The sequence below is a fragment of the Kitasatospora sp. NPDC001261 genome (genome assembly GCF_042896795.1).
Classification (GTDB): Bacteria; Actinomycetota; Actinomycetes; order Streptomycetales; family Streptomycetaceae; genus Kitasatospora.
The window spans coordinates 62,148-87,795 of the sequence record NZ_JBIAXP010000016.1 but is presented as its reverse complement, the minus strand read 5'-3'; the positions used below and the strand labels follow the sequence as shown (position 1 = coordinate 87,795).

The following is a 25,648-nucleotide window of genomic DNA, read 5'->3' as shown; positions in this document are numbered from 1 at the left end:
GTCGTTCATGGTCAGTGGTCGTCGTTCGTGGTCAGTAGGTGACCGGGAGGGCGCTCAGCCGCCGTTGCAGCGGGTTGGGCCGCCAGTCCAGCGCCGCCTCGTCGGCCAGCCGCAGTTCGGGCAGCCGGCGCACCAGCGTGCCGATCGCCACCTCGGCCTGGAGCTTGGCCAGTGGGCCGCCGAGGCAGAAGTGCGGGCCGTGGCCTAAGGTCAGGTGCCGGTTGCCGGGGCGGGTGAGGTCGAGCCGGTCGGGGTCCTCGAAGCGGTCCGGGTCGCGGTTGGCCGCGGCGAGGAACAGGTACGCCAGGTCCCCCTCCCGCAGTGTCCGTCCGCCGATCTCCAGGTCCTCCGCGACGACCCGGACGATCGCCTGGGTCACCGTGTCGTAGCGGGCGAGCTCCTCGACGGCGCCGCGGATCAGCCCCGGATCCGCCCGCAGCCGGGCCAGTTGGTCCGGGTGGCGCAGCAGGGCCAGCACGCCGTTGTTGATCAGGTTGGCGGTGGTCTCGTCGCCGGCGGTGATCAGGACGAAGCAGGTGGACAGCAGTTCGGAGTCGGTGAGCCGCTCGTCCTGCGCCTGGGTGGCGACCAGGGCGCTGATCAGGTCGTCGCCCGGCGCGCGCCGGCGCTCCCGGATGAGCCCGGACAGGTACTCCTCGTACTGGTCGATCGCCGCCTCGGACTTGTCGATGTCCTCGGTGAGCCGGCCGAAGCGGCGGAACCAGCCCTTGACCCGCGGGCGGTCCTCCTCGGGGATGCCGAAGAGCTCGCAGACGACGGACATCGGCAGCGGGGCGGCGACGGCCTCGATCAGGTCCATGCTCGGCCCGGCCGCGACCGCCTCGTCGACGAGCCGGTCGACGATGCCCTGGACGCCGTCGCGCAGCGCTTCGACCCGGCGGGCGGTGAAGGCCCGGTTGGCCAGCTTGCGCAGCCGGCTGTGGTCCGGCGGGTCGGTGTTGGTCATCACCCGGCCGAGCCGGTCGGTGAGCCGGCTCAGGGCCTTCAGGTCGCCGCCGAGCGCGCTGTAGGCCCGGGTCATCCGGTCGCGGTCGTTGGACAGCCGCAGGTCGCCCAGGGCCGCCTCGATGTCGGCGTACCGGGTGAGGTACCAGATGCCCTGGTCGCTGCGGTGGACGGGGCTCTCGCGCCGCATGCGGGCGTAGAGGGGGTACGGGTCCCGCCGGGCCTCGGGGGTGAGCAGGTCCGCGGCGAAGTCGTGGGACGGGACGGGGTCGTGGGCCGGGGCGAGGCCCGCCGCGGGGCGGGCCTCGTCCGTGGTGTCGGTCGGGTTCACTACGGGCCGCGCTACTTCCGGGTGTCCATGGCGTCGGCGAGGCTCCTGGGCCGCATGTCGGTCCAGGACTTCTCGACGTACTCCAGGCAGGCGGCGTTGGTGTCGGGGCCGTGGACGACGGTCCAGCCCTCGGGGACGTCCGCGAACTGCGGCCAGAGCGAGTGCTGGTTCTCCTCGTTGACGAGCACGAGGAAGGTGCCGTCCTGGTCGTCGAAGGGGTTGGTCATGGGTCAGTCCTCCTGGTGGGAAAGGGTGGTGGTGCCGTCGGTGTCGCCGACGGCCTCGGTGATCCTGGCGGCCAGGACCGGTCCGATCTGGGCCAGCGAGCCGGCCTGGGTCATCCGGTCGTGCCGGGTGGTGATCTCGTGGGACTCGATCCGGCCGGTGACGTAGGGGCGCCAGGTCTCGGGCCCGGCGTTGTCCTCGGCGCGGTCGATCGTGGAGTTGAACAGCAGCAGGTCCCCGTCGAAGCCGCCGGGGACGAAGTCGACCGCCAGCTTCGAGTTGTTGATCATGATCTCGACGATCACCTCGACCTGCCGCTCGGTCAGGCCGGCCAGCGCGCTGCCCCGCCGGTTCAGCACCTCGGCGACCTCGGCGTAGGTGATCTCCCGGTCGCCCAGCTCGTCCGGGTCGACGTCGAGCACGCCGACGAGCACGTCCCGCACGGTGGGCACCGGAGCCACCTCGAACCGCACCTCCTTCACCGGGTAGGCGTCGAGGATCGCCAGCAGTGCGGTCCGTTCGCCGCGCGACTGCAGCTCGCAGGCGACCGCGTGGGCGATCAGCCCGCCGGCGGACCAGCCGAGCAGCAGGTACGGGCCCTCCGGCTGGATCTTCTGGATCTGGTCGGCGTAGTCCGCCGCCATCTCCTCGTAGGACGTCGGCAGGGGTTCGGGCCGGCCGAGGCCGCGCGCCTGGATGGCGTAGACCGGGTGCTGCGGGCCGAGGTGGTTCAGCAGTCCGCTGTACGACCAGCTGATGCCGCCGCCGGGGTGGACGCAGAACAGCGGCGTCCCGGTCCCGGTCGAGCGCAGCGGCAGCACCACGTCCAACGCGTCCTCGGGGTCGTCCATGAGCAGGCGCTCGGTGAGACCGGCCACGGTCGGCGCCTCGAACAGCATCCGCAGGCCCAACTCCAGGCCGAGGGTCTCGCGGACCCGGGAGGCCAGCCGGGCGGCCAGCAGCGAGTGCCCGCCCAGGTCGAAGAAGTTGTCGTCGATGCCCACCTGCTCCCGGCCGAGCACCTCGGCGACGAGGCCGCACAGCAGCTGCTCCTGCGGCGTCCGGGGGCCGCGCCCGGCGGTCGAGGACCCGTACTCGGGGGCGGGCAGGGCGGCCCGGTCGAGCTTGCCGTTGGCGGTCAGTGGCAGCGCGTCCACGGTGACGAACGCCGCCGGCACCATGTAGTCGGGCAGGTCGCGGCGCAGCCGGCCGGACAGCTCGCCCGCCTCGGGCGCCCCCTCCGGGGCGGGCACCAGGTAGGCGACCAGCCGCTTGTCCCCCGGCCGGTCCTCCCGGGCGACGACGGCCGCCTGGGCGACGCCCGGGCAGCCCGCCAGGACGGCCTCGATCTCGCCGGGCTCGATCCGCAGACCGCGCAGCTTGACCTGGTGGTCGGCGCGTCCGGCGAAGTCCAGCGTGCCGTCGGTCCGCCAGGACGCGAGGTCGCCGGTGCGGTACATCCGGCTGCCGGACGGCCCGTACGGGTCGGCGGTGAAGCGCTCCGCCGTCAGGCCGGCCCGTCCGAGGTAGCCGCGGGCCACGCCCGTCCCCGCGAGGTACAGCTCGCCGACCATGCCGGTCGGCGCCGGGCGCAGCCGCTCGTCGAGCACGTAGGCGCGCATGTTCGCCATCGGCCGGCCGATCGGCACGGTCGCGGCGTGTTCGGGGAGGTCGTCCACCGGGTGCCGGGTGGCCAGGGTGGTGGCCTCGGTGGGCCCGTAGCCGTTGACCACCTCGATGCCGGGGCAGGCCTCCCGCACCCGGGCGACGGCGGCCGGGGAGACCACGTCGCCGCCGGTCCACACCTCGCGGACCCCGGCGAGCAGGCCCGGGCGCTCCTCGGCGACCAGGCGGAACAGTCCGGCCGTGAGCCACAGTCCGGTCACCCCGTGCGCGGTGATGGTGTGCTGGAGCAGGTCGAGGTCGAGCTGCTCCGGCGGCGCCACCACGACCCGGCCGCCGTTGAGCAGCGGCACCCACAGCTCGTAGGTGGAGAGGTCGAAGGCCGTCGGGGAGTGCATCAGCACCCGCGCGTGTCCGCCGCCCCGCCACTCGGGGGTGAGCGCGAGGCCCACCACGTCGCGGTGGGTGACGGCCACGCCCTTCGGCCGGCCGGTCGAGCCGGAGGTGTACATGATGTACGCCAACTGCTCTGGCACACAGGGGACTTCGACGTCGGACGGATCGGCGGCCGCGGACCGCTCCAGTGCGGTGAGCACCTCCCGGGTGAGCACCAGGGCGGCCCCGCTCTCCCGCAGGATCAGATCGACCCGGGAGGAGGGGAAGCGCGGGTCGAGCGGCACGTAGGCGCCGCCGGCCTTGATGATCGCCAGGATCGCCACGACCAGCTCCGCCGAGCGGTCCAGCATGACCGCGACCGGCGTCTCCCGCCGTACGCCCTGGCGGATCAGCGCCCGCGCCAGGCGGGCGGCCCGCTGGTCGAGCTGCGCGTAGGTCAGCTCGGTGCCGCCCGCGACGACCGCGACCGCCTCCGGGGTGGCCCGCACCTGGCGGGCGAACAGCTCCGGCACCGCGGCCCGGGGCAGCTCGGCCGCGACACCGGTGGACCCGGCGAGCAGTCGGCGGCGCTCCTCGGCGGGCATGATGTCGATCCGGCTGATCGGCCGGTCCGGGTCGGCGACCGCCGCGCGCAGCAGCCGGGCCAGACGCTCGAACAGCAGCTCCACGGTGGGCGCGTCGAACAGGTCGGTGGCGTACTCCACCGCGCCGACCAGGCCGTCGGGGGCGCCGTCCTCGCGGAACCGCTCGGCCAGGCTGAAGGTCAGGTCGACCCGGGAGGTGCCGGTCGGCGCCGCCAGGTGGCCGGTCTCCAGCCCCGGCAGCGCGAACTCGCCGACCGGCGCGTTCTGCAGGGCCAGCATGATCTGGAACAGCGGGTGGTGGGCCAGCGACCGCGCGGGGTTGACCACCTCGACCAGGTACTCGAACGGCACGTCCTGGTGGTCGTACGCGCCGAGCGCCTTCTGCCGGACCCGGCCGAGCAGTTCGGCGAAGGACGGGTCGCCGCCGGTGTCGGTGCGCAGCACCAGGGTGTTGACGAAGAACCCGACCAGCTCGTCCAGCGCCTGGTCGGTCCGGCCGGCGATCGGGCTGCCGACCGGGATGTCGGTGCCGGCGCCGAGCCGGGTGAGCAGGGCCGCGAGTCCGGCCTGGAGCACCATGAACATGCTGGCGCCGCGCGCGGCGGCCAGGTCCCGCAGGGCCTGGTGCAGTTCGGCGTCGAGCCGGACCGCGACCCCTTCGCCGCGCTGGGAGGCCACCGGCGGCCGCGGCCGGTCGGCGGGCAGCTGAAGTTGCTGCGGGACGCCGGCCAGCTCCTCCTTCCAGTAGGCCAGTTGCCGGGCGAACAGGCTGTCCGGGTCGGCGGCGTCGCCGAGCAGGTCGCGCTGCCAGGCGCTGTAGTCGGCGTACTGCACCGGCAGTGGGGACCACCGCGGGGCCTCGCCGCGGCAGCGGGCCGCGTAGGCCGCGGCGAGGTCACCGGAGAGCGGGCCCATCGACCAGCCGTCGGCGGCGATGTGGTGCACCACGACCAGCAGGGCGTGCCGGTCGGGGGCGAGGGCGTACAGCTCCGCCCGGACCGGCGGCTCCGCGGCCAGGTCGAAGCCGCACCCGGCCGTGTCCGCCAGGCGCCCGGCCAGGGCGCTCTCGTCGATCTCCATCACCGGCAGTGCGGGGCGCGCCTGCTCGGCACTCAGCACGACCTGGTACGGCACGCCGTCCGTCTCGCGGAACACCGTCCGCAGGCTCTCGTGCCGGGCGACCACGTCCGCGAGCGCGGCGTGCAGGGCCGGGCGGTCCAGCTCGCCGGTCAGGCTCAGCGCGAGCGGCATGTTGTAGGTGGCGCTCGGCCCGTCCATCCGGTGCAGGAACCAGAGACGGCGCTGGGCGAAGGAGAGCGGCACCCGGTCGGGGCGGGCCTGGGCGGTCAGTGCGGGCCGAGCCGCTCCGGAGCCGTCCAGGCGGGCGGCGAGCCCGGCCACGGTGGGCGTCTCGAACAGCGTCCGGACCTCCAGCTCCGCGCCGAGGGTCGCCCGGACCCGGGAGGCCAGGCGGGTCGCCAGCAGGGAGTGCCCGCCCAGGTCGAAGAAGCCGTCGTCGACGCCGACCGCGGGCAGGCCCAGCACCTCGGCGAACAGCTCGGCGAGGAGCTGCTCCTGCGGGGTGCGCGGCGCCCGTCCGACCGCGACCGGGCCGAGGTCGGGGGCGGGCAGAGCACGGCGGTCGAGCTTGCCGTTGGCCGTCAGGGGCAGCGCCTCCAGCGCCACGAACGCCGAGGGGACCAGGTAGTCGGGCAGCCGGTCCCGCAGCCAGTCGCGGAGTTCGCCCAGGAGGGCGCTGGTGCCCCGGTTGCCGGTCGGGCGGTTGGTCAGCGAGGACAGCTGCGCACCCGTGGCCCGGGCCGGCCGGTACGCCTCGACCGGGGAGCCGTGGAGCGCCCGGGGGTCGGTGAAGACGACGTCCACGGCGTCCGCCGCGGTGGCCGACCAGGTGACGGCCGTCGAGCGGCCGAACTCCGAGCCGAGGGCATGGAAGTCCTCCGGATCGGGCAGGTCGGCGTCCTCCGGGGCATGCAGGCGTTCCAGCAGCTCGGCGAGCGAGCCGTCGCCGTCCTGCACCGCCCGGGCCAGTGCGGCCTCCCGCGCCACCCGGCGGTTCGGCACCCCGGTGATCCGCAGCGCTCCGAGGGGCGACTGGGCGAGCAGCTCGCGCAGTTCGGCCGGTCCGCTGACCTGCCGGCCCCAGGCCAGTTCGAGGGACCGCTCCGGGGCCGCCGGGGTGACCGGCGGTTTGTGCAGCGTCACGTCGTAGCGGTAGCGGGTCAGCTCGTTGTGGTGGCGGCCGCGCTTGACCTCGACGACCGCCGTGCCGATGTCCGTACCGTGCTCCCGCAGGGCGGTGAAGAAGTCCGGGTCGACCAGCAGCTCCTTCTCCACCCGCAGGGCCTGCTCCACCGTGCGACGCACCGACGTGAGGTCCGCACCTTCGCCGACCCGGTGGAGCTGGACGGCGGTGGCCAGCGGACGGAGCAGCCGCAGGTTGCGGACGTCGCCGACGAAGAGCGCGCCGCCGGGGGCGAGCAGCCCCATCAGCTTCCCGATCACGTCGGCGAGGTAGTCGGCGGACGGGAAGTACTGCACCACCGAGTTGATCACGATGGTGTCGAACTCCCCGGCCGGGAGCCCGTCGGTGTCGTGCGCCGGGCGGGTCTGCAGGACGACCCGGCCGGCCAGCTCCTTCTGGTCGGCCACCTGGGCGGCCAGCGCGTCGATCGCGGTGGCGGAGAAGTCGGTCGCGAAGTACGTCTCGCAGTGCGGTGCGACCTGCGACAGGAGCAGACCGGTGCCGACGCCGACCTCCAGCACCCGGCGGGGGCGCAGGGCCAGGATGCGGGCCACCGTGGCGTCCCGCCACTCCCGCATCTGCTCGACGGGGATCGGGCTGGCGTCGTAACTGCTGTTCCAGCCCACGAAGTTCTGGCCGAAACCGGCGTCCTCGGGAACGATCGGCAGGGCGTCGTAGATGTCCTGCCACTCGCCCACGTGGTCCGCTTCCAGGGCGCTGTCGCGGGCCTCCTCCTGGCGGGGGACGACGTAGCCGATGAGCCGGTCGTCCTGGGCGAGGACGGCGGCCCGGGCGACGGCGGGGTGCTCGGCCAGCGCCGTCTCGACCTCGCCGGGCTCGACCCGGAAGCCGCGCACCTTCACCTGCTCGTCGGCGCGGCCGACGTATTCCAGCTGCTCGTCACCGAGCCAGCGGACCAGGTCGCCGGTGCGGTACATCCGGGCGCCCGGCTCGAACGGGCAGGCCACGAACCGGCCCGCCGTCAGCCCCGGGCGGTCCAGGTAGCCGCGCGCCAGGCCCGCACCCGCGACGTAGAGCTCACCGGGCACGCCGGGCGGCACCGGCCGCAGCCGGTCGTCCAGCACGTACACCCGCGCGTTGGCGATCGGCCGACCGATCGGCGGCACGCCCGACCCCGGGGACAGCGGGTCGCTCATCGTCGCGCAGACCGTGGTCTCGGTCGGGCCGTACGCGTTGATCATCCGCCGGCCCGGCGCCCAGCGCGCCACCAGTTCCGGAGGGCAGGCCTCCCCCGCCACGACCAGGGTCGACACGCTCACCGAACCCTCCGGCACGGCCGCCAGGACGGATGGGGGCACGGTCACATGGGTGACCGCGAGGCCCGGGTCGGCCAGCGCGGCGACCGGGTCCCCCGCCGGGGGCAGCACCAGGGCCGCGCCGCGCAGCAGGGCGGTGTAGATCTCCGACACCGACGCGTCGAAGCTCGGCGAGGCGAACTGCAGCACCCTGCTGCCGGGTTCGATCGCGAACCGCTCGATCTGGGCCGCGACCAGGCTCGCGACACCACCGTGGGGGACCACGACGCCCTTGGGGCGGCCGGTCGAGCCCGAGGTGTAGATCACGTACGCCGGATTCCGGACGTCGAGGGCGACCTCCGGGTCGGTCTCCGGCCCGTCGCCCCCGGCCACCACGGCGGGGTCGTCGACCAGCAGCGCCGGACGGGCGTCCGCCAGCATGAAGTCGATCCGCGCCCGCGGGTACGCCGGGTCCACCGGCAGGTACGCCGCTCCGGCCTTCAGCACACCGAGGACCGCCACCACCGACTCCACCGAGCGCGGCAGCGCCACCGCCACCAGCTGCTCCGGGCCCACCCCCTGGGAGATCAGCGCGTGAGCGAACCGATTGGCCCGGGCGTTCAATTGACGGTACGTCAACTCGACGTCGCCCCGGACGAGGGCGACCGCGTCCGGCGTCGCCGCCACCTGCGCCGCGAAGGCCTCCGGCACCGGAACAGCGGCCACCTCGCGGGCGGTCGCGTTGCCCCGCTCCAGCAGCCGGTGCCGCTCCTCGCCGTCGAGGAGGTCGACCGCGCCGATCGACCGGCCCGGGTCGGCGGTGACGGCCTCCAGCAGGAGCGTCCAGCGCCGTACCAGGGCCTCGACCGTCGAGCGGTCGAACAGGTCGGTGGCGTACTCCGCCGCGCCGACGATCCCGGCCGGGCTCCCGTCCGGACCGAACTGCTCGACGAGGCTCACCCCGAGGTCGAACTTGGCCGTTCCGGTGGCCACCGCGTAGGTGGCCACCTCCAGGCCCGGCAGCGAGAACCGGCCCATCGGGGCGTTCTGCACGGCCAGGATGGTCTGGAACAGCGGGTGGTGCGACAGCGACCGGGACGGGTTCAGCACCTCCACCAGGTGCTCGAAGGGCACGTCCTGGTGGGCGTACGCCGACAGCGCCGCCTCCCGCACCCGCTCGAGCAGTTCGGTGAAGCTCGGATCGCCGCTCGTGTCCGTCCGCAGCACCAGGGTGTTCACGAAGAACCCGACCAACTCGTCCAGTGCCTCGTCGGTCCGCCCCGCGATCGGCGAACCGATCGGGATGTCCGTGCCCGCGCCCAGCCGGGTGTACAGCGCCGCGAGCGCCGCCTGCAGCACCATGAACAGACTGGTCCCGGTGGTCCGCGCCAACTCGGTCAGCGCGGCGTGCAGTTCGGGGCTCAGCTCCAGGCCGACGTGGTCCCCGTGCCAGCCGGCGACGGCCGGCCGCGGCCGGTCGGCGGGCAGTTGGAGCAGCTCCGGCAGGTCGGACAGCTGGCGCTTCCAGTAGTCGAGCTGCTCGGCGAACCGGCTCTGCGGGTCGGCGGCGTCGCCGAGCAGGTCGCGCTGCCAGAGCGTGTAGTCGGCGTACTGCACCGGCAGGTCCGACCAACCGGGCGCGCGGCCCGTGCTCCGGGCGGCGTACGCCTCGGCGAGGTCGCGGGCCAGCGGGCCGGTGGACCAGCCGTCACCGGCGATGTGGTGCATCACCAGCAGCAGCACGTGCTTGTCCGGCGCGACCGCGAACAGCTCCGCCCGCAGCGGCGGCTCCGCCGCCAGGTCGAAGGGCCGCCGGGCGAACTCGGCGAGCCGGCCGTGCAGTTCGTCCTGCGGGACCTCGGTCAGCCCGGCCCGGGGCCGGGCCTCGGCCGGGTCCAGGACCCGCTGGCACGGGACGCCGGCCACCTCCGGGAACACCGTCCGCAGGCTCTCGTGCCGGGCCGCCACGTCGGCCAGCGCCTCGTCCAGCGCCGCCCGGTCGAGCGTCCCGGTCAGCTGGAGGGCCAGCGGGATGTGGTACGTCGCGGCCGCGCCGTCCATGCGGTGCAGGAACCAGAGCCGGCGCTGGGCGAAGGACAGCGGTACAGCCTGCGGCCGCTCCCGTACGGCCAGCGTCGGGCGGGCGCTGCCTGCCTCGGCCAGCGCCCCGGCCAGGCCCGCCACCGTGGACGTCTGGAACAGCGTGCGCAGCCCCAGCTCCACGCCGAGCACCGAGCGCACCCTGGCGGCCAGCCGGGTGGCGAGCAGGGAGTGCCCGCCGAGGTCGAAGAAGTCCTCGTCGACCCCGACCTGGGCCCGGCCCAGCACCTCGGCGAACAGCTCGCAGAGGATCTGCTCCTGCGGGGTGCGCGGCGCCCGGCCCGCCGCCGTGGGCACGGACTCGGGCGCGGGCAGCGCCGCCCGGTCCAGCTTCCCGTTCGGCGTCAGCGGCAGCGCCTCCAGCAGCACGAACGCGGACGGGACCAGGTAGTCCGGCAGGCGCTCGCGCAGGTGCGCCGCCAGCTCCGCCGGACGGGCGGAAACGCCGGGCCTCGGAACCACGTAGCCGACGAGGCGCTCGTCCCGGGCCAGGACCGCCGACTGCGCGACGACGGGGTGCCCGGCCAGGGCCGCCTCGATCTCGCCGAGTTCGATCCGGAAGCCGCGCACCTTCACCTGGTCGTCCGCCCGGCCGACGTACTCCAGCTCGCCGTCGGCGCGCCGAAGCACCAGGTCTCCGGTGCGGTACATCCGCTCCCCCGGCTCGAACGGGCAGGCCACGAAGCGCCCGGCCGTCAGGCCCGGCCGGTCCAGGTAACCCCGGGCCAGACCCGGACCGGCGACGTACAACTCCCCCTGCACACCCGGCGGCACCAGGCGCAGCCGGTCGTCCAGCACGTAGACCCGGAAGCCCGCGACCGCACGGCCGATCGGCGGCGCACCCGCTCCCGGCGCCAGCGGATCGCTCATCGTCGCGCAGACCGTGGTCTCGGTCGGGCCGTACGCGTTGATCATCCGACGGCCCGGCGCCCAGCGCGCCACCAGCTCCGGCGGGCACGCCTCCCCCGCCACCACCAGGGTGCCGGCCGTGACCTCGGCGCCGTCCACGGCCGCCAGGGCCGAGGGCGGCAGGGTCACATGGGTGACGCCGAGCCGGCGGTCCGTCAGCGACTCCAGCGGCGCGTCAGCCGAGGCCAGGACGAGGGCGGCGCCGCTGAGCAGGGCGCTGCAGACGTCCCAGAACGAGGCGTCGAAGCTGGGCGAGGCGAACTGCAGCACCCGGCTGCCCGGCCCGACGCCGAGGCGCTCGACCTGCGCCGCCGCGAGTCCCGACACGCCACCGTGGCTGACCACGACGCCCTTGGGGCGGCCGGTCGAGCCCGAGGTGTAGATCACGTACGCCGGGTGCCGGACGTCGAGAGCGACCTCCGGGTCGCTCTCCGGCCCGTCGCCCCCGACCACCATGGCGGGGTCGTCGACCACCAGCACCGGCCGGGCGTCCGCCAGCATGAAGTCGATCCGCGCCCGCGGGTACGCCGGATCCACCGGCAGGTACGCCGCTCCGGCCTTCAGCACGCCGAGGACCGCCACCACCGACTCCACCGAGCGCGGCAGCGCCACCGCCACCAGCTGCTCCGGGCCCACCCCCCGCGCGATCAGCGCGTGAGCGAACCGGTTCGCCCGGGCGTTCAGCTCCCGGTACGTCAGCTCGGCCTCGCCGCAGACCAGCGCGACCGCGTCCGGCTCTGCCGCCACCCGTGCCGCGAACAGCTCCGGCAGGCTCGCCCCGGCCGCCCCGCCGTCGACGGCGGGCAGCAGCTCGTGCCGCTCCTCGGCCGACAGCAGGTCGACCGAGCCGATCGGCTGCTCGGGCGCGGCGGCCACCGCGGCCAGCAGCCTGGTCCAGCGGGCGACCAGGGCCTCGACCGTCGAGCGGTCGAACAGGTCGGTGCTGTACTCCACCGCGCCGCTGAGCCCGGCCGGCGCACCGTCGGGCCCGTGCTCCTCCGCGAACCCGAAGGTCAGGTCGAGCCGCGCGGTCCCGGTGAGGACGTTCACCCCGGAGACCCGGACGCCCGGCAGTTCGAAGTCGCCGCCCGGCGCGTTCTGCACGACCAGCCCGGTCTGGTACAGCGGGTGGTGGGAGAGCGAGCGGGACGGGTTCAGCGCCTCCACCAGGTGCTCGAACGGCACGTCCTGGTGCGCGTACGCCGACAGCGCCGTCTCCCGGACCCGCCCGAGCAATTCGGTGAAGCTCGGGTCGCCGCTGGTGTCGGTGCGCAGCACCAGGGTGTTGATGAAGAACCCGACCAGCTCGTCGAGCGCCTCGTCGGTCCGGCCCGCGATCGGCGAGCCGATCGGGATGTCCGTGCCCGCGCCGAGCCGGGTGTACAGCGCCGCCAGCGCGGCCTGCAGCACCATGAACAGGGTCGCGCCCGAGCGTCGCGCCAACTCCACCAGTGCCGCGTGCAGTTCGGCGTCGAGCCGGACGTCCAGCAGGTCGCCGCCGTACGACATGGCGGCCGGGCGCGGCCGGTCCGCGGGCAGCGGGAGCTGCTCGGGCAGCCCGGCCAGCGCCTCCTTCCAGTAGGCGACCTGGCGTGCGAACAGGCTGTCGGCGTCGTGTTCGTCGCCGAGGATCTCGTGCTGCCACAGGGTGTAGTCGCCGTACGTGACCGGCAGCGGCGGCCAGGCCGGCGCCCCGCCGCCCTGGCGGGTGGTGTAGGCGGTGGCCAGGTCGCGGGCCAGCGGGCCCATGGACCAGCCGTCCCCGACGATGTGGTGCATCACCAGCAGCAGCACGTGCTCGTCCGGCGCGACCGCGAACAGCTCGGCCCGCAGCGGCACTTCCGAGGTCAGGTCGAAGCCGCGCACCGCGGCCTCGCGCAGCAGCGCGGGCACCTCCGCCTCGCCGGCCGCTCGGACGGTCAGCGGGACGGCGGCCTCGGTGCTGTCCAGCACGCGCTGGAACGGGATTCCGGCGGTCTGCGGGAACACCGTGCGCAGGGTCTCGTGCCGGGCCACCACGTCGGCGAGCGCGACGCTCAGCGCGGCCCGGTCGAGGCGGCCGGACAGCCGCAGGGCCAGCGGCATGTGGTACGTGGCGCTGGGCGCCCCGAACTGCTGGAGGAACCAGAGCCGGCGCTGGGCGAAGGAGAGCGGCAGCGGTTCCTCCCGGCGCGGCCTGGGCACCAGCGCCTGCCGTGCGGTGCCGGCGTCGTGCAGCCCGGCGGCCAGCCCGGCGGGTGTCGGGGTCCGGAACAGGCTGCGCAGCTCCAGCTCGACCCCGAGGGTCGCCCGGACCCGGGATACCAGCCGGGTGGCGAGCAGGGAGTGCCCGCCCAGCGCGAAGAAGTCCTCGTCGACCCCGACCCGGGCCAGGCCCAGCACCTCGGCGAACAGCTCGCACAGGATCTGCTCCTGCGGCGTGCGCGGCGCCCGGCCCGTCTCCCTGGCGGTGGCCTCGGGCGCGGGCAGCGCCGCCCGGTCCAGCTTTCCGTTCGGCGTCAGCGGCAGCGCGTCGAGCAGCATGAACGCGGAGGGCACCAGGTAGTCCGGCACCCGGCCGCGCAGGTACGCCGTCAGCGCCGCCGCGGTCGCCCCGCTCCCGGCCGACGGGACGACGTACGCGACGATCCGGTCCTCGCGGGCGAGCACCGCGACCTGGGCGACGCCCGGGTGGGCGGTCAGCTCGGCCTCGATCTCGCCCGGTTCGACCCGGAAGCCGCGCACCTTCACCTGGTGGTCGACCCGGCCGGCGAACTCCAGCTCCCCGTCGGCCCGCCAGCGCACCAGGTCGCCGGTGCGGTACATCCGGCTGCCCGCCGGACCGTACGGATCGGCGACGAAGCGTCCGGCGGTGAGCCCGGGCCGGTTCAGGTAGCCGCGGGCCAGGCCCGCCCCGGCCAGGTAGAGCTCGCCCAGCACCCCGGGGGCGACCGGGCGCAGGGCCGAATCCAGCACATAGACGCGGCAGTTGGCGACCGGACGGCCGATCGGCACCGGCAGCGGGCAGTCCGACGGGTCGGCCGGCAGCGGGTAAGCGGTGATCACATGGGTCTCGGCGGGGCCGTAGTGGTTGTGCAGCACCCGGCCGGGCCGACGGGACTGGAAGCGGCGCAGCGCACCGCTCAGGCGCATCGCCTCACCGGCCTGGGCGACCAGCCGCAGGTGCGGCAGCTCCAGCCCGGCCTCCTCGGCGGCCTCGGCGAGCGCCTCGACCACCAGGTTGGGCGCGAACAGCTCCTCGACCTCGTGCCGGTCCAGCCAGTGGGCGAACAGCTCGGCGCTGCGGCGCTGCTCCTCCGTCGGCACCACCAGGGTCTTGCCGTACAGCAGCGCGGAGAGCACCTCCTGCACCGAGACGTCGAAGCTGATCGCGGTGAACTGCGCGGTGCGCGTGCCGGGTTCGCCGCCGACGGCCTCGTGGTGCCACTCCAGCAGGTTCAGCAGCCCGGCGGCGGGCATCACCACGGCCTTGGGCCGGCCGGTGGAGCCCGAGGTGTAGATGACGTAGGCCGGGTGCCGTGCGTCCACGGTGACGACGGGGTCGGTCTCCGGGTGGTCCCCGTCCGGTGTGACGGCCGCGGGGTCGTCGAGCACGACGGTCGGCCGGGCGTCCTCCAGCATGTACGCGATGCGGGCGGCCGGGTAGTCCGGGTCGACCGGCAGGTACGCCGCGCCCGTCTTGAGGACCGCGAGGACGGCGACCACCAGCTCGGCCGAGCGCGGCAGCCGCAGGGCGACGGTCTGCTCCGGCCCGACGCCCCGCGCGATCAGCGCGTGCGCCAGCCGGTTGGCCCGGGCGTTCAGCTCGCCGTAGGTCAGCACGGTGGACTCGAACACCACGGCCGGGGCCTCCGGGGTCGCCCGGACCCGCGCCTCGAACAGCGCGGGCAGGCTCTCGACGGGCACCGGGCGGGCGGTGTCGTTACGCACGACCAGCAGCTCGTGCCGCTCCTCGGCGGTGAGGACGTCGATCCGGCTCAGCGGCCGGTCCGGCTGGGCGACCACCGCCGCCAGCAGCCGCAGCCACCGGGCGAGCAGCGTCTCCACCGTGGCGTGATCGAACAGGTCGGTGCTGTACTCGACCCGCCCGGCGATGCCCTCGGCCGGCCCGCCGGTGCCGCCGTGCTCCAGCAGGTGGAACCCGAGGTCGAACATCGCGGTGGGCGTGCGCACCAGGAGGATCTCGGAGTCCAGACCGTCCAGCGCGAACTCGGTACGGGGCACGTTCTGCAGCGCGAGCAGCACCTGGAACAGCGGCTGCCGGGCGAGCGACCGGGCCGGGTTGAGGGCCTCGACGACGTGCTCGAACGGCAGGTCCTGGTGGGCGTACGAGCCGAGCGCGCCCTCCCGGACCCGGCCGAGCAGCTCGGCGAAGGTCGGGTCGCCGCCGGTGTCGGTGCGCAGCACCAGGGTGTTGACGAAGAAGCCGACGAGGTCGTCCAGCGCCTGGTCGGTCCGGCCGGCGATCAGGCTGCCGACCGGGATGTCGGTGCCCGCGCCGAGCTTGTCCAGCAGCGAGGCCAGGGCGGCCTGCAGCACCATGTAGACGCTGGCGCCGTGCTCCCGGCCCAACCGGACCAGTCCGGCGTGCAGTTCGGCGTCCAGTTCGACGTCGAGGTGGCCGCCGGCGTAGGAGGGGGTCGCGGGGCGGTGGCGGTCGGCGGGGAGCCGGAGCTGCTCCGGCAGGCCGGCCAGTGTCCGCGTCCAGTAGTCCGCCTGGCGGGCGAACAGGCTGTCCGGGTCCGCCGCGTCGCCGAGCAGCCGGTTCTGCCACAGGGTGTAGTCGGCGTACTGCACGGGCAGCGGCGCCCACCGCGGCTCCTCGCCCCGGCGGCGGGCCGCGTACGCGGTGGCCAGGTCGGCCGCCAGCGGGCCCAGCGACCAGCCGTCACCGGCGATGTGGTGGATCACCAGGAGCAGCACGTGCTCCTCCGCCGGGAGCTCGAACACCTCGGCGCGCAGCGGCGGTTCGGCCGCGAGGTCGAATCCGCGCGCCGCTGCCGCCGCCAGCCGTTCCGGCAGGGCCGGTTCGTCGACCGGGGTGACCGACAGCGTCGGGCGTGCCGCTCCGGCGGGCAGCACCTGCTGGTGCGGAACCCCGTCCACGGCCGGGAAGACGGTGCGCAGGGTCTCGTGCCGGTCGCTGACGTCGCCCAGCGCCGCCTCCAGCGCCGCCAGGTCCAGCGGTCCCGAGAGCCGCCACGCGAGCGGCATGTTGTAGACGGAGTCGGCGCCCTCCAGCTGGCGCAGGAACCACAGCCTCCGCTGGGCGGACGACAGCGGCACCAGCGCGGGCCGCTCCGCCCGTTCCAGGGCGCGCCGGGCCCGGCCGGCCCCGCCGAGGCCGGCGGCCAGCCCGGCCACCGTCGGCGTCTCGAAGAGGGCGCGCAGCTCCAGTTCCACCCCGAGGGCGGCCCGCGCCCGGGCGACCAGCCGGGTGGCGAGCAGGGAGTGCCCGCCGAGGTCGAAGAAGTCGTCGTCGGCCCCGACCTCGGCCACGCCCAGCACCTCGGCGAACAGCTCGGCGAGGACCTGCTCCTGCGGGGTGCGCGGTGCGCGGCCGGTCGTCGGCGCGGTGTGGACGGGTGCGGGCAGCGCGCGCCGGTCCAGCTTGCCGGTGGCGGTCAGCGGCAGGCTCCCCAGGGGCACGAAGGCGGTCGGGACCATGTACTCCGGCAGTCGCTCGCGCAGGTGCGCCCGCAGCTCCTCCGGCCGGAGTTCCGCCCCGGTGACGGCCACCGGGTAGGCGACCAGTCGCGCGTCCCCGGCCCGGTCCTCCCGGACCGTCACGGCGACCTGGGCGACCTGCGGGTGTTCCGCCAACGCCGCCTCGACCTCGCCGAGTTCGATCCGGAAGCCGCGCACCTTGACCTGGTCGTCGGTCCGGCCGAGGAACTCCAGGTTCCGGTCGGCGCCCCAGCGGACCAGGTCGCCGGTGCGGTACATGCGCGTGCCGCTCGGACCGAACGGGTCCGCCACGAAGCGGCCGGCGGTGAGGCCCGGCCGGTTCAGGTAGCCGCGGGCCAGGCCCGCCCCGGCGAGGTACAGCTCGCCCGCCACGCCCGCGGGCACCGGGCGCAGCGTGCTGTCGAGGACGTACAGCCGGAGGCCCCCGAGCGGCCGGCCGATCACCGGGCGCGGACTCGATCCCAGCGGTGCGACGACGGCGTCCACCGTGCATTCGGACGGCCCGTAGTAGTTCAGGCAGGACACGCCCTCGACGGCCCGCAGCCGCTCCCACAGTCGGTCCGGAACGGCCTCCCCGCCCATCGAGACCACCGAGGGACGGCGCTCCGGGTCGTCCAGGAGTCCCCGGGCGACGAGCTCGTGCAGGTAGGACGGGGTGGCGTTGACGTAGTCCAGCCCGGCGCGCCTGACGTAGTCGACGAAGGCGTCCGGGTCGGACCAGGTCGCCTCGTCCAGGACGTGCAGTTCGTGGCCCGCGTACAGGCTGGACAGCTGGTCGCAGGAGGCGTCGAACGACACCGAGGTGGTCAGCCCGATGCGCAGCCGCTCCTTCGTCCCCCGGGGGAACAGCAGCGGACGCTGGCTGACGAAGAGGTTGAGCAGGCCGCCGTGGGTCGACAGCACGCCCTTGGGCCTGCCGGTGGAACCGGAGGTGTAGATCACGTAGGCCGGGTGCCCCGGGTCGATGGCGACCAGCGGGTCCGTCGCCGGGCAGTCGGCCACCAGGGCGGCCGTGGCCGGGTCGTCGAGCACCAGCCACCCGGCCGGACCGGCCTCCGGCAGCCCGTCCCGGGTCCGGCCGTCGGTCACCACCAGGACCGGGCCGGCGTCGTCCAGCATGTGCCCTATCCGCGCGGCCGGGTACTCGGGATCGACCGGGACGTAGGCCGCCCCGGTCCGCAGCACGGCGAGGATCGCCACGACCAGTTCGGCCGACCTCGGCAGGGCGACCGCCACCAGCCGCTCCGGCCCCGCGCCCCGGGCGATCAGGGCGTGCGCCAGCCGGTTCGCCCGCGCGTCCAGCTCCGCGTACGTCAGCGAGACGTCCCCGCTCACCAGCGCCACCTGGTCCGGCGTCGCCCGCACCTGCGCCCGGAACAGCTCCGGCACGCTCGCGGCCGGAAGCTCCACCTCCGGTCCGGTGCCCAGGGCCGCCAGGTCGCCGTGCTCCTCGGCGGAGAGCAGGCCGTACCGGCTGAGCCGCCGCCGCGGGTCGGCGACCACGGCGCGGAGCAGTCGCTCCAGGCGCCCGAACATGGTCTCGACGGTCGCCGGGTCGTAGAGGTCGCCGGCGTACTCGACGAGCCCGTCGATCCCCTCCGGGGAACCGTCCTGCGCCTGCCGCTCGGACAGGGTGAAGATCAGGTCGAGCTTGGCGGTGGTCGTCGTCAACGGCATGTCGTCGACGTGCAGCCCGGGCGGCGCGAAGTCGGCCCGGGGCGCGTTCTGCAGCACCAGCATGACCTGGAACAGCGGGTGGTGCGCCAGCGAGCGCACCGGGTTGAGGGCTTCGACCAGGTGCTCGAACGGCAGGTCCTGGTGGGCGTACCCGGCCAGCGAGGTGTCCCGGACCCGGTCCAGCAGTTCGGCGAAGGTCGGATCGCCCGAGGTGTCGGTGCGGAAGACCAGGGTGTTGACGAAGTAGCCGACCAGCTCGTCCAGCGCCTGGTCGGTCCGGCCGGCGACCGGGCTGCCGACCGGGATGTCGTCGCCCGCGCCGAGCTTGCTCAGCAGCGCCGCCAGGCCGGCCTGGAGGACCATGAAGAGACTGGTGCCGTGCTCGCGGGCGAGCGCGCGCAGCGCACGGTGCAGTTCGGCGTCCAGTCCGGCGTGCACGAAGCCGCCCCGGTGCGAGGCGGCCGCCGGGCGGGGCCGGTCGGCGGGCAGCTGGATCCGCTCCGGGAGGCCGGCCAACTGCCGTGTCCAGTAGGCCGCCTGGCGGGCGAACGGGCTGTCCGGGTCGGTGGAGTCGCCGAGCAGCTCGTGCTGCCACAGAGTGTAGTCGGCGTACTGGACCGGCAGGCCGTCCCACCGCGGTGCCCCGCCGCGGCAGCGCGCCGCGTAGGCGGCGGTCAGGTCCTGCGTGAGCGGGCCCAGCGACCAGCCGTCACCCGCGATGTGGTGGAGCACCAGCTGGAACACGTGCTCGTCCGGCGCCAGTTCGAACAGCTCGACCCGCAGCGGCGCGTCGGCCGCCAGGTCGAACGGCCGGTCCTTCGCCGCCGCCATCAGGGTGGACAGCCCGGCCTCCGTGGTCCGGCTCACGAGCAGCCGCGGGCGGGCCGCCACGACGTCCAGCACCCGCTGGTGCGGGACGCCGTCGACGGCCGGGAAGACGGTCCGCAGGCTCTCGTGCCGTCCGACCACGTCCGCCAGGGCGGCCTCCAGCGCCCGCCGGTCCAGCTCCCCGGACAGGCGCCAGGCCAGGGCGATGTGGTAGTTCGCGCCGGCGCCCTCCAGCTGGTGCAGGAACCAGAGCCGCCGCTGCGCGAAGGACAGCGGGACCGCCTCGGGGCGCTCGCGCCGCACCAGGGCGGTCTGCGCCGGTCCGGCCGCCACCAGGGCGGCGGCCAGGCCGGCCGGGGTCGGCGCCTCGAACAGGGTGCGCAGCGGCATCTCCACGCCGAGCGTCGCGCGGATCCGGGCGGCCAGGCGGGTGGCGAGCAGGGAGTGCCCGCCGAGGTCGAAGAAGCCGTCCTCGACGCCGGCCGACGCCACGCCCAGGACCTCGGCGAACAGCTCGCAGAGCACCTGCTCCTGCGGGGTGCGCGGGGCGCGGCCGGCCGACGCCGGGGCGAGGTCGGGGGCGGGCAGGGCCCGGTGGTCCAGCTTGCCGTTGGCGGTCAGCGGCAGCGCGTCCAGCTCGACGAACGCCGAGGGCACCATGTGCTCCGGCAGCCGCTCGGAGAGGTGCTCGCGCAACTCGGCCGGGCGCGGTTCGGCGCCCGGTGCCGGGACCAGGTAGGCGACCAGCCGGGTGTCGTCGGCGCGGTCCTGCCGGGCGAGGACGGCGACCTGGCCGACGCCGGGGTGCGCGGCCAGCGCCGCCTCGATCTCGCCGAGCTCGATCCGGAAGCCGCGCACCTTCACCTGCTGGTCGGCCCGGCCGACATAGCTCAGGCCGCCGTCGGCGGCCCGGCGCACCACGTCACCGCTGCGGTACATCCGCGATCCGGCCGGTCCGAACGGGTCCGCGACGAACCGTCCGGCGGTGAGGCCGGTCCGGTTCAGGTAGCCGCGCGCCAGGCCGGGGCCCGCGACGTACAGCTCGCCGGGCACGCCCGGGGCCACCGGCCGCAGGCCGTCGTCGAGCACGTACGTCCGCAGGTCCGGGAGGGCCGCGCCGATCCCGCCGGCGCCGGTGCCGGACCGGTCGAGCGCAGCGTACGTGACGTGCACGGTGGTCTCGGTGATGCCGTACATGTTGACCAGCCGCGGCGCGTCCTCCGGGTGCCGGTCGTACCAGCTCGCGAGCCGGGCATGCTCCAGCGCCTCGCCGCCGAACACGACGGTGCGCAGGGCGAGTTCACGCGGCTGATCGGCGTCCGCCTGCATCAGCTGGTAGAAGGCGGACGGCGTCTGGTTGAGCACCGTCACCCGCTCGCGGGCGAGGAGTTCCAGGAAGCGGCCGGGCGAGCGGCTGGTCTCGTGGTCCACGACCACCAGCCTGCCGCCGTGCAGCAACGGGCCCCACAGCTCCCAGACGGAGAAGTCGAAGGCGTAGGAGTGGAAGAGCGTCCAGACGTCGTCGGCGGTGAAGCCGAACAGCTCCTCCGTCGTCCGGAACAGGCGCACCACGTTGCGGTGCGGGACCACGACGCCCTTGGGGTTGCCGGTGGAGCCGGAGGTGTGGATGACGTAGGCGGCGTGGCCGGGGTCGACGGCGACCCCCGGGTCGGTGTCCGGCCGCCCGTCCAGGTCGGCGGAGTCCAGCAGCAGCCGGTCCAGGTGGTCCGCCCCCGGCAGCTCGCCGACGGCGCTCGTGGTGACGAGCAGCGCGGGCCGGGTGTCCTGGAGCAGGTAGGAGATCCGGCCCGCCGGATACGTCGGGTCCACCGGCACGTAGGCGCCGCCGGCCTTGAGCACCGCGAGGACGGCCACGACCAGCTCCGCCGAGCGCGGCAGGGCTAGGGCCACCAGTTGCTCCGGGCCCACGCCCCGCTCGATGAGCGCGTGCGCGAGCCGGTTGGCTCGGGCGTTCAACTCGCCGTAGGAGAAGGTTGCTTCACCGTCCGTGAGGGCGACGGCGGCCGGGTCGGTCCGGACCTGCCGCTCGAAGAGCGCGGTCAGACTGCCTTCCGGCGCGTCCTCCTCGGTACGGGCCGGGAGCAGCGCGCGGAGCTCGTCGGCGGACAGCACGTCCACCCGGCCGATCCGTCGGCCCGGGTCGGCGACGACGGCGCGCAGCAGCCGCAGCCACCGGTCGACGATGCCCGCCGCGGTGGCCTCGTCGAACAGGTCGGTGCTGTACTCCAGGACGCCCGAGAGGCCCTCGGGCTGCTCGGCCAGGATGAAGGTCAGGTCGCATTTGGCCGTCCCGGTGTGCACCAGGTCGGTCGTCACCCGCAGTCCGGGCAGGTCGACGGTGTCGAGCGGCGCGTTCTGCAGGGCGAGCATGGTCTGGAACAGCGGGTGGTGCGCCAGGGTCCGGGTCGGGTTCAGCGCCTCCACCAGGTGCTCGAACGGCACGTCCTGGTGGGCGTACGCGGCCAGCGCGTCGGAGCGCACCCGGCCCAGCAGCTCGGTGAAGGACGGGTCGCCGGACAGGTCGGTGCGCAGCACCAGGGTGTTGACGAAGAAGCCGACCAGGTCGTCCAGGGCCTCGTCGGTACGGCCGGCGATCGGGGTGCCGATCGGGACGTCGGTGCCGGCGCCGAGCTTGCCCAGCAGGGCGGCCAGCCCGGCCTGGAGCACCATGAACAGGCTGGCGCCGCCGTCGCGGGCGAGGTCGCGCAGGCCCTGGTGCAGCTCGGCGTCGATCCGCACCGGCAGGTGGGCGCCCCGGTAGGACATCACCGCCGGGCGGGGCCGGTCGAAGGGCAGCTCCACCTGCTCGGGCAGGTCCGCCAACCGCTCCCGCCAGTAGGCGAGCTGGCCGCTCAGCAGGCTGTCCGGGTCGGCGCCGTCACCGAGCAGCTCCCGCTGCCAGAGGGCGTAGTCGGCGTACTGGACGGGCAGCGGCGACCACTGCGGCTTCGCGCCCCCGGTACGGGCCGCGTAGGCGGTCCGCAGGTCCCGCAGGAGCGGCCCCGCCGACCAGCCGTCACCGGCGATGTGGTGCACCACCAGCAACAGCACGTGCTCCTCGGCGCCGAGCCGGAAGAGCTCGGCGCGCAGCGGCGGCTCCTCCGCGAGCTCGAAGCCGTACCGCGCCGCCTCTCCCAGCAGGTCCGGCAGCTCGCGCCCGCCGGCCTCGGTCACCCGCAGCCGCGGCCGGGCCTCGTCGGCCTCCAGGACCCGCTGGCACGGCACGCCGTCGACCACCGGGAAGACGGTGCGCAGGCTCTCGTGCCGCTCGACCAGGTCCGCCAGGGCGGCGTCCAGGGCCCGCTGGTCGAGGGTTCCGCCGAGCCGCAGCGCCAGCGGGATGTTGTACGTGGCGCTCGGGCCCTCCATGCGGTGCAGGAACCACAGCCGGCGTTGCGCGAAGGACAGCGGGACGGCCGCGGGCCGCTCGCGCCGCCCCAGCGCCGGGCGGGCCCGGCCCGCGACGTCCACCGCCGCGGCCAGTCCCGCCACCGTCGGCGCGTCGAACAGGTCGCGCAGCCCCAGCTCCACGCCCAGCACCGACCGGGCCCGGGCGACCAGCCGGGTGGCCAGCAGGGAGTGCCCGCCGAGGTCGAAGAAGTCGTCGTCGGCGCCGGCCTCCGGTACGCCGAGCACCTCGGCGAACAGCCCGGCGAGCAGCTGCTCGGTCGCGGTGCGCGGTGCGCGGCCCCGGTCGGCGGGCTGCCGGTCGGGCGCGGGGAGAGCCCGCCGGTCGAGCTTCCCGTTCGGCGTCAGGGGCAGGGCGTCCAGCAGCACGAAGGCCGAGGGCACCATGTGCTTGGGCAGCCGCTCCCGGAGGTGTTCGCGCAGGGCGGTGTCGGTGACCGTGGCGCCGGGCTCGGCGACGGCGTAGGCGACCAGCCGGGGCTCGTCCTCGGTGCGCACCACGGCGGCGGCCCCGGCGACCAGCGGGTGCTCGGCGAGGACGGCCTCGACCTCGCCGAGCTCCACCCGGAAGCCGCGGACCTTGACCTGGTCGTCGGTGCGCCCGAGGAACTCCAGCTGCCCCTCGGCGTTCCAGCGCACCAGGTCGCCGGTGCGGTACATGCGCGAGCCGGCCGGACCGTACGGATCGGCGACGAACCGCCCGGCGGTGAGGCCCGGCCGGTTCAGGTAGCCGCGGGCCAGGCCGGGCCCGGCGATGTACAGCTCGCCGGGCGTGCCGGCCGGCAGCGGCCGCAGGGCGCCGTCGAGCACGTGGAGCCGGACGTTGGTGGCGGGCCGGCCGATGACCGGGAGCGGGCTCGACCCCACGGAGGCGACCACCGGGTTGACGGTGCACTCGGACGGTCCGTAGAGGTTGAGGCAGGACACCCCGTCCGCCGCCCGCAGTTCCGCCCACAGCCGCTCCGGGACGGCCTCGCCACCGGCCGCGACCAGCGCCGGGCGCCGGTTCCCGTCGGCCAGGAGCCCGTGGGCGACCAGGACCTGGAGGTAGGACGGGGTGGCTTCGACGTAGTCCAGCCCGTGGCGCGCCGCGTAGCCGACGAAGGCGTCGGGGTCGGTCCAGGTCTCGTGGTCCAGGACGTGCAGCTCGTGGCCCGCGAACAGGGCGAGCAGCTGGTTCCACGAGGCGTCGAACGACACCGACGTCGTCAGGGCCACCCGCCGCCGCGGCCGGTCGCCCGTCACCGGCGGGAGGTGGACCTGCCGGAGGTCGGTGAGCAGGTTGAGCAGGCCGCCGTGGGTCGGCGCCACGCCCTTGGGCCGACCGGTGGAGCCGGAGGTGTGGATAACGTACGCCGGGTGGCCCGGGTCGACGGCCGCCATCGGGTCGGCCGACGACTGGCCGTTCACCAGGTCGGCCGTCGCCGGGTCGTCGAGGACCAGCCGGTCGACGGAGCCCTCCCCCGGCAGCCGCCCCGCGCTGAGGGTGTCGGTCACGACCAGGACCGGGCGGGCGTCGTCGAGCAGGTGGGCGATCCGGGCGGCCGGGTACTCGGGATCGACCGGGACGTAGGCCGCCCCGGTCTTCAGCACCGCGAGGATCGCCACGACCAGTTCGGCCGACCTCGGCAGCGCCACCGCCACTAACCGCTCCGGCCCGGCGCCCCGGGCGATCAGGGCGTGCGCCAGCCGGTTCGCCCGCGCGTCCAGCTCCCCGTACGTCAGCGACGCTTCCGGCCCCACCAGTGCGACGGCGTCCGGCGTCGCCCGCGCGCGCTTGCGGAACAGCTCCGGCAGGGTCTCGGCCGGGAGTTCCGCCATCGGCCCGGTGCCGAGGGCCGCCACCTCGCGGTGCTCCTCGGCGGTGAGCAGGTCGATCCGGGCCAGCGGCTCGTCCGGGTCGCAGTCCGCGACGGCGTCGAGCAGGGCGATCAGCCGCTGCTGGTGGGCGGCGAGGTCCTCGTCTCCGTACGCCTCGGGCGAGCCGTGCAGCCTGAGCAGCGGCGGGTTGCCGTCCCGGTAGTCGAACAGCCAGACGGCCAGGTCGCTGGTCGACCCCGACACGAAGTGGTGCACGGAGGCGGGGTGCCCGGCGAAGGTCGGCCGGGAGTTGAAGGCCATGATGTTGACGAACAGCGGGAACGCCGTCCCGATGCTGCCGGGGGCCCCGAGGTCCCGCAGCAGGTCCTCGCTGCGGTACCGCTCGTGCGCGACGGCCGCCTCGACCTCCCGCGCCGCCTGGGCGACGAGGTCGCCCCACGGCATGTCCGGTCGTACGGTCAGCCGCAGGGGCACCACGTTGGACATCGTGCCGGGCACCGCCGTCAGGTCGCGGTCGGCGGACCGCCGGGCCGTGACGGGGAGGGCGAGCACCACGTCCCGCGTTCCGGTCAGCCGGTGCGCGTAGAGCGCCGCCGCCGCGACCACCAGGCGGGACCAGCGGACGCCGGTCCTCGCCGCCGCGGCGCGCAGCGCGTCCGGGCGCCGCAGTTCCCGCTCCTCGGCCAGCCGCAGCGCGCGGTCCGGGTCGGTCGGGGCCGTGCGGGTCAGCCGGGTCGGTTCCGGCCGGTCGGCGAATCGTTCCGTCCAGTAGTCGCGGTCGGCGGTGAAGTCCGCCGACGCGCGGTAGGCGGCGTCGCTGTCGACCAGGTCCCGCAGCGGGCCGAACGGGGACGGCGGCACCGGGCCGCCGTCGGCCAGCGCCGAGTACACCTCGCCGACCCGCCCGCGGACCATCGAGCTGCTGATCGCGTCCAGCACCACGTGGTGGTAGTTCAGGTACCAGAGGTACTCGGTCGGCGACAGCCTGACCAGCGCGTGGCCGAACAGCGGGTCGCGCGCGAGGTCCAGCGGGCGCAGCAGGTCCCGCTCCATCCACTCCAGGGCCGCCGCACGGGGTTCGGGCTCCCCGCTGAGGTCCAGGTGGGCCGGTGCCCAGTCCCAGGTCTCGCGGAGGACCTGGCGCGGGCCCTCGCCGTCGTCGACGAAGGTCACGTGCAGGGCGTCGACCTCGTCGACCACCCGGCGCAGCGCCGTCTCGAACAGCCCGGCGTCGACCGGCCCGTGGATCTCCAGGCACTCGCCGACGCGGTAGCCGGGGATCGGTGTGCGGGAGCGTTGTTCGGCGAGCCAGATCTCGCGCTGGGCCCCGGTCAGGGGAAGGACGTCGCCGTCGCGACGGGACATGGGAAGACCTCCGGAAGAGTGTGGGCGGGCAGGCGCGCAGGACGCGCCGACTGCGGTGGCGTCACGCTGTCGGCGGGCGGAGCGGCCTGGTGGGTGGCATCACGCTGTCGGCAAGCGGAGCGGCCTGGTGGGTGGCGTCACGCTGTCGGCGAGCGGAGCGGCCTGGTGGGTGGCATCACGCTGTCGG

3 protein-coding genes are annotated in these 25,648 nt (G+C 75.0%); all 3 read right to left on the bottom strand.

All coding sequences use genetic code 11. From position 1 onward, the window contains the following. Positions 1–31 precede the first annotated feature (31 nt). The 3 genes from ACFY4B_RS22175 to ACFY4B_RS22165 are packed head-to-tail and all read right to left on the bottom strand — an operon-like array spanning position 32 to position 25,461. The gene (locus ACFY4B_RS22175) at positions 32–1,297 is read right to left on the bottom strand and encodes a cytochrome P450 (protein WP_387970098.1); all 1,266 of its coding nucleotides are present in this window, start codon (positions 1,295–1,297) and stop codon (positions 32–34) included. An 11-nt stretch (positions 1,298–1,308) separates the two neighbouring features. Beyond that, on the bottom strand, positions 1,309–1,524 hold the full coding sequence (locus ACFY4B_RS22170) for an MbtH family protein (RefSeq protein ID WP_049649155.1): 216 nt from the start codon (positions 1,522–1,524) through the stop codon (positions 1,309–1,311). A 3-nt stretch (positions 1,525–1,527) separates the two neighbouring features. Next, on the bottom strand, positions 1,528–25,461 hold the full coding sequence (locus ACFY4B_RS22165) for a non-ribosomal peptide synthase/polyketide synthase (RefSeq protein WP_387970096.1): 23,934 nt from the start codon (positions 25,459–25,461) through the stop codon (positions 1,528–1,530). Positions 25,462–25,648: the final 187 nt, after the last annotated feature.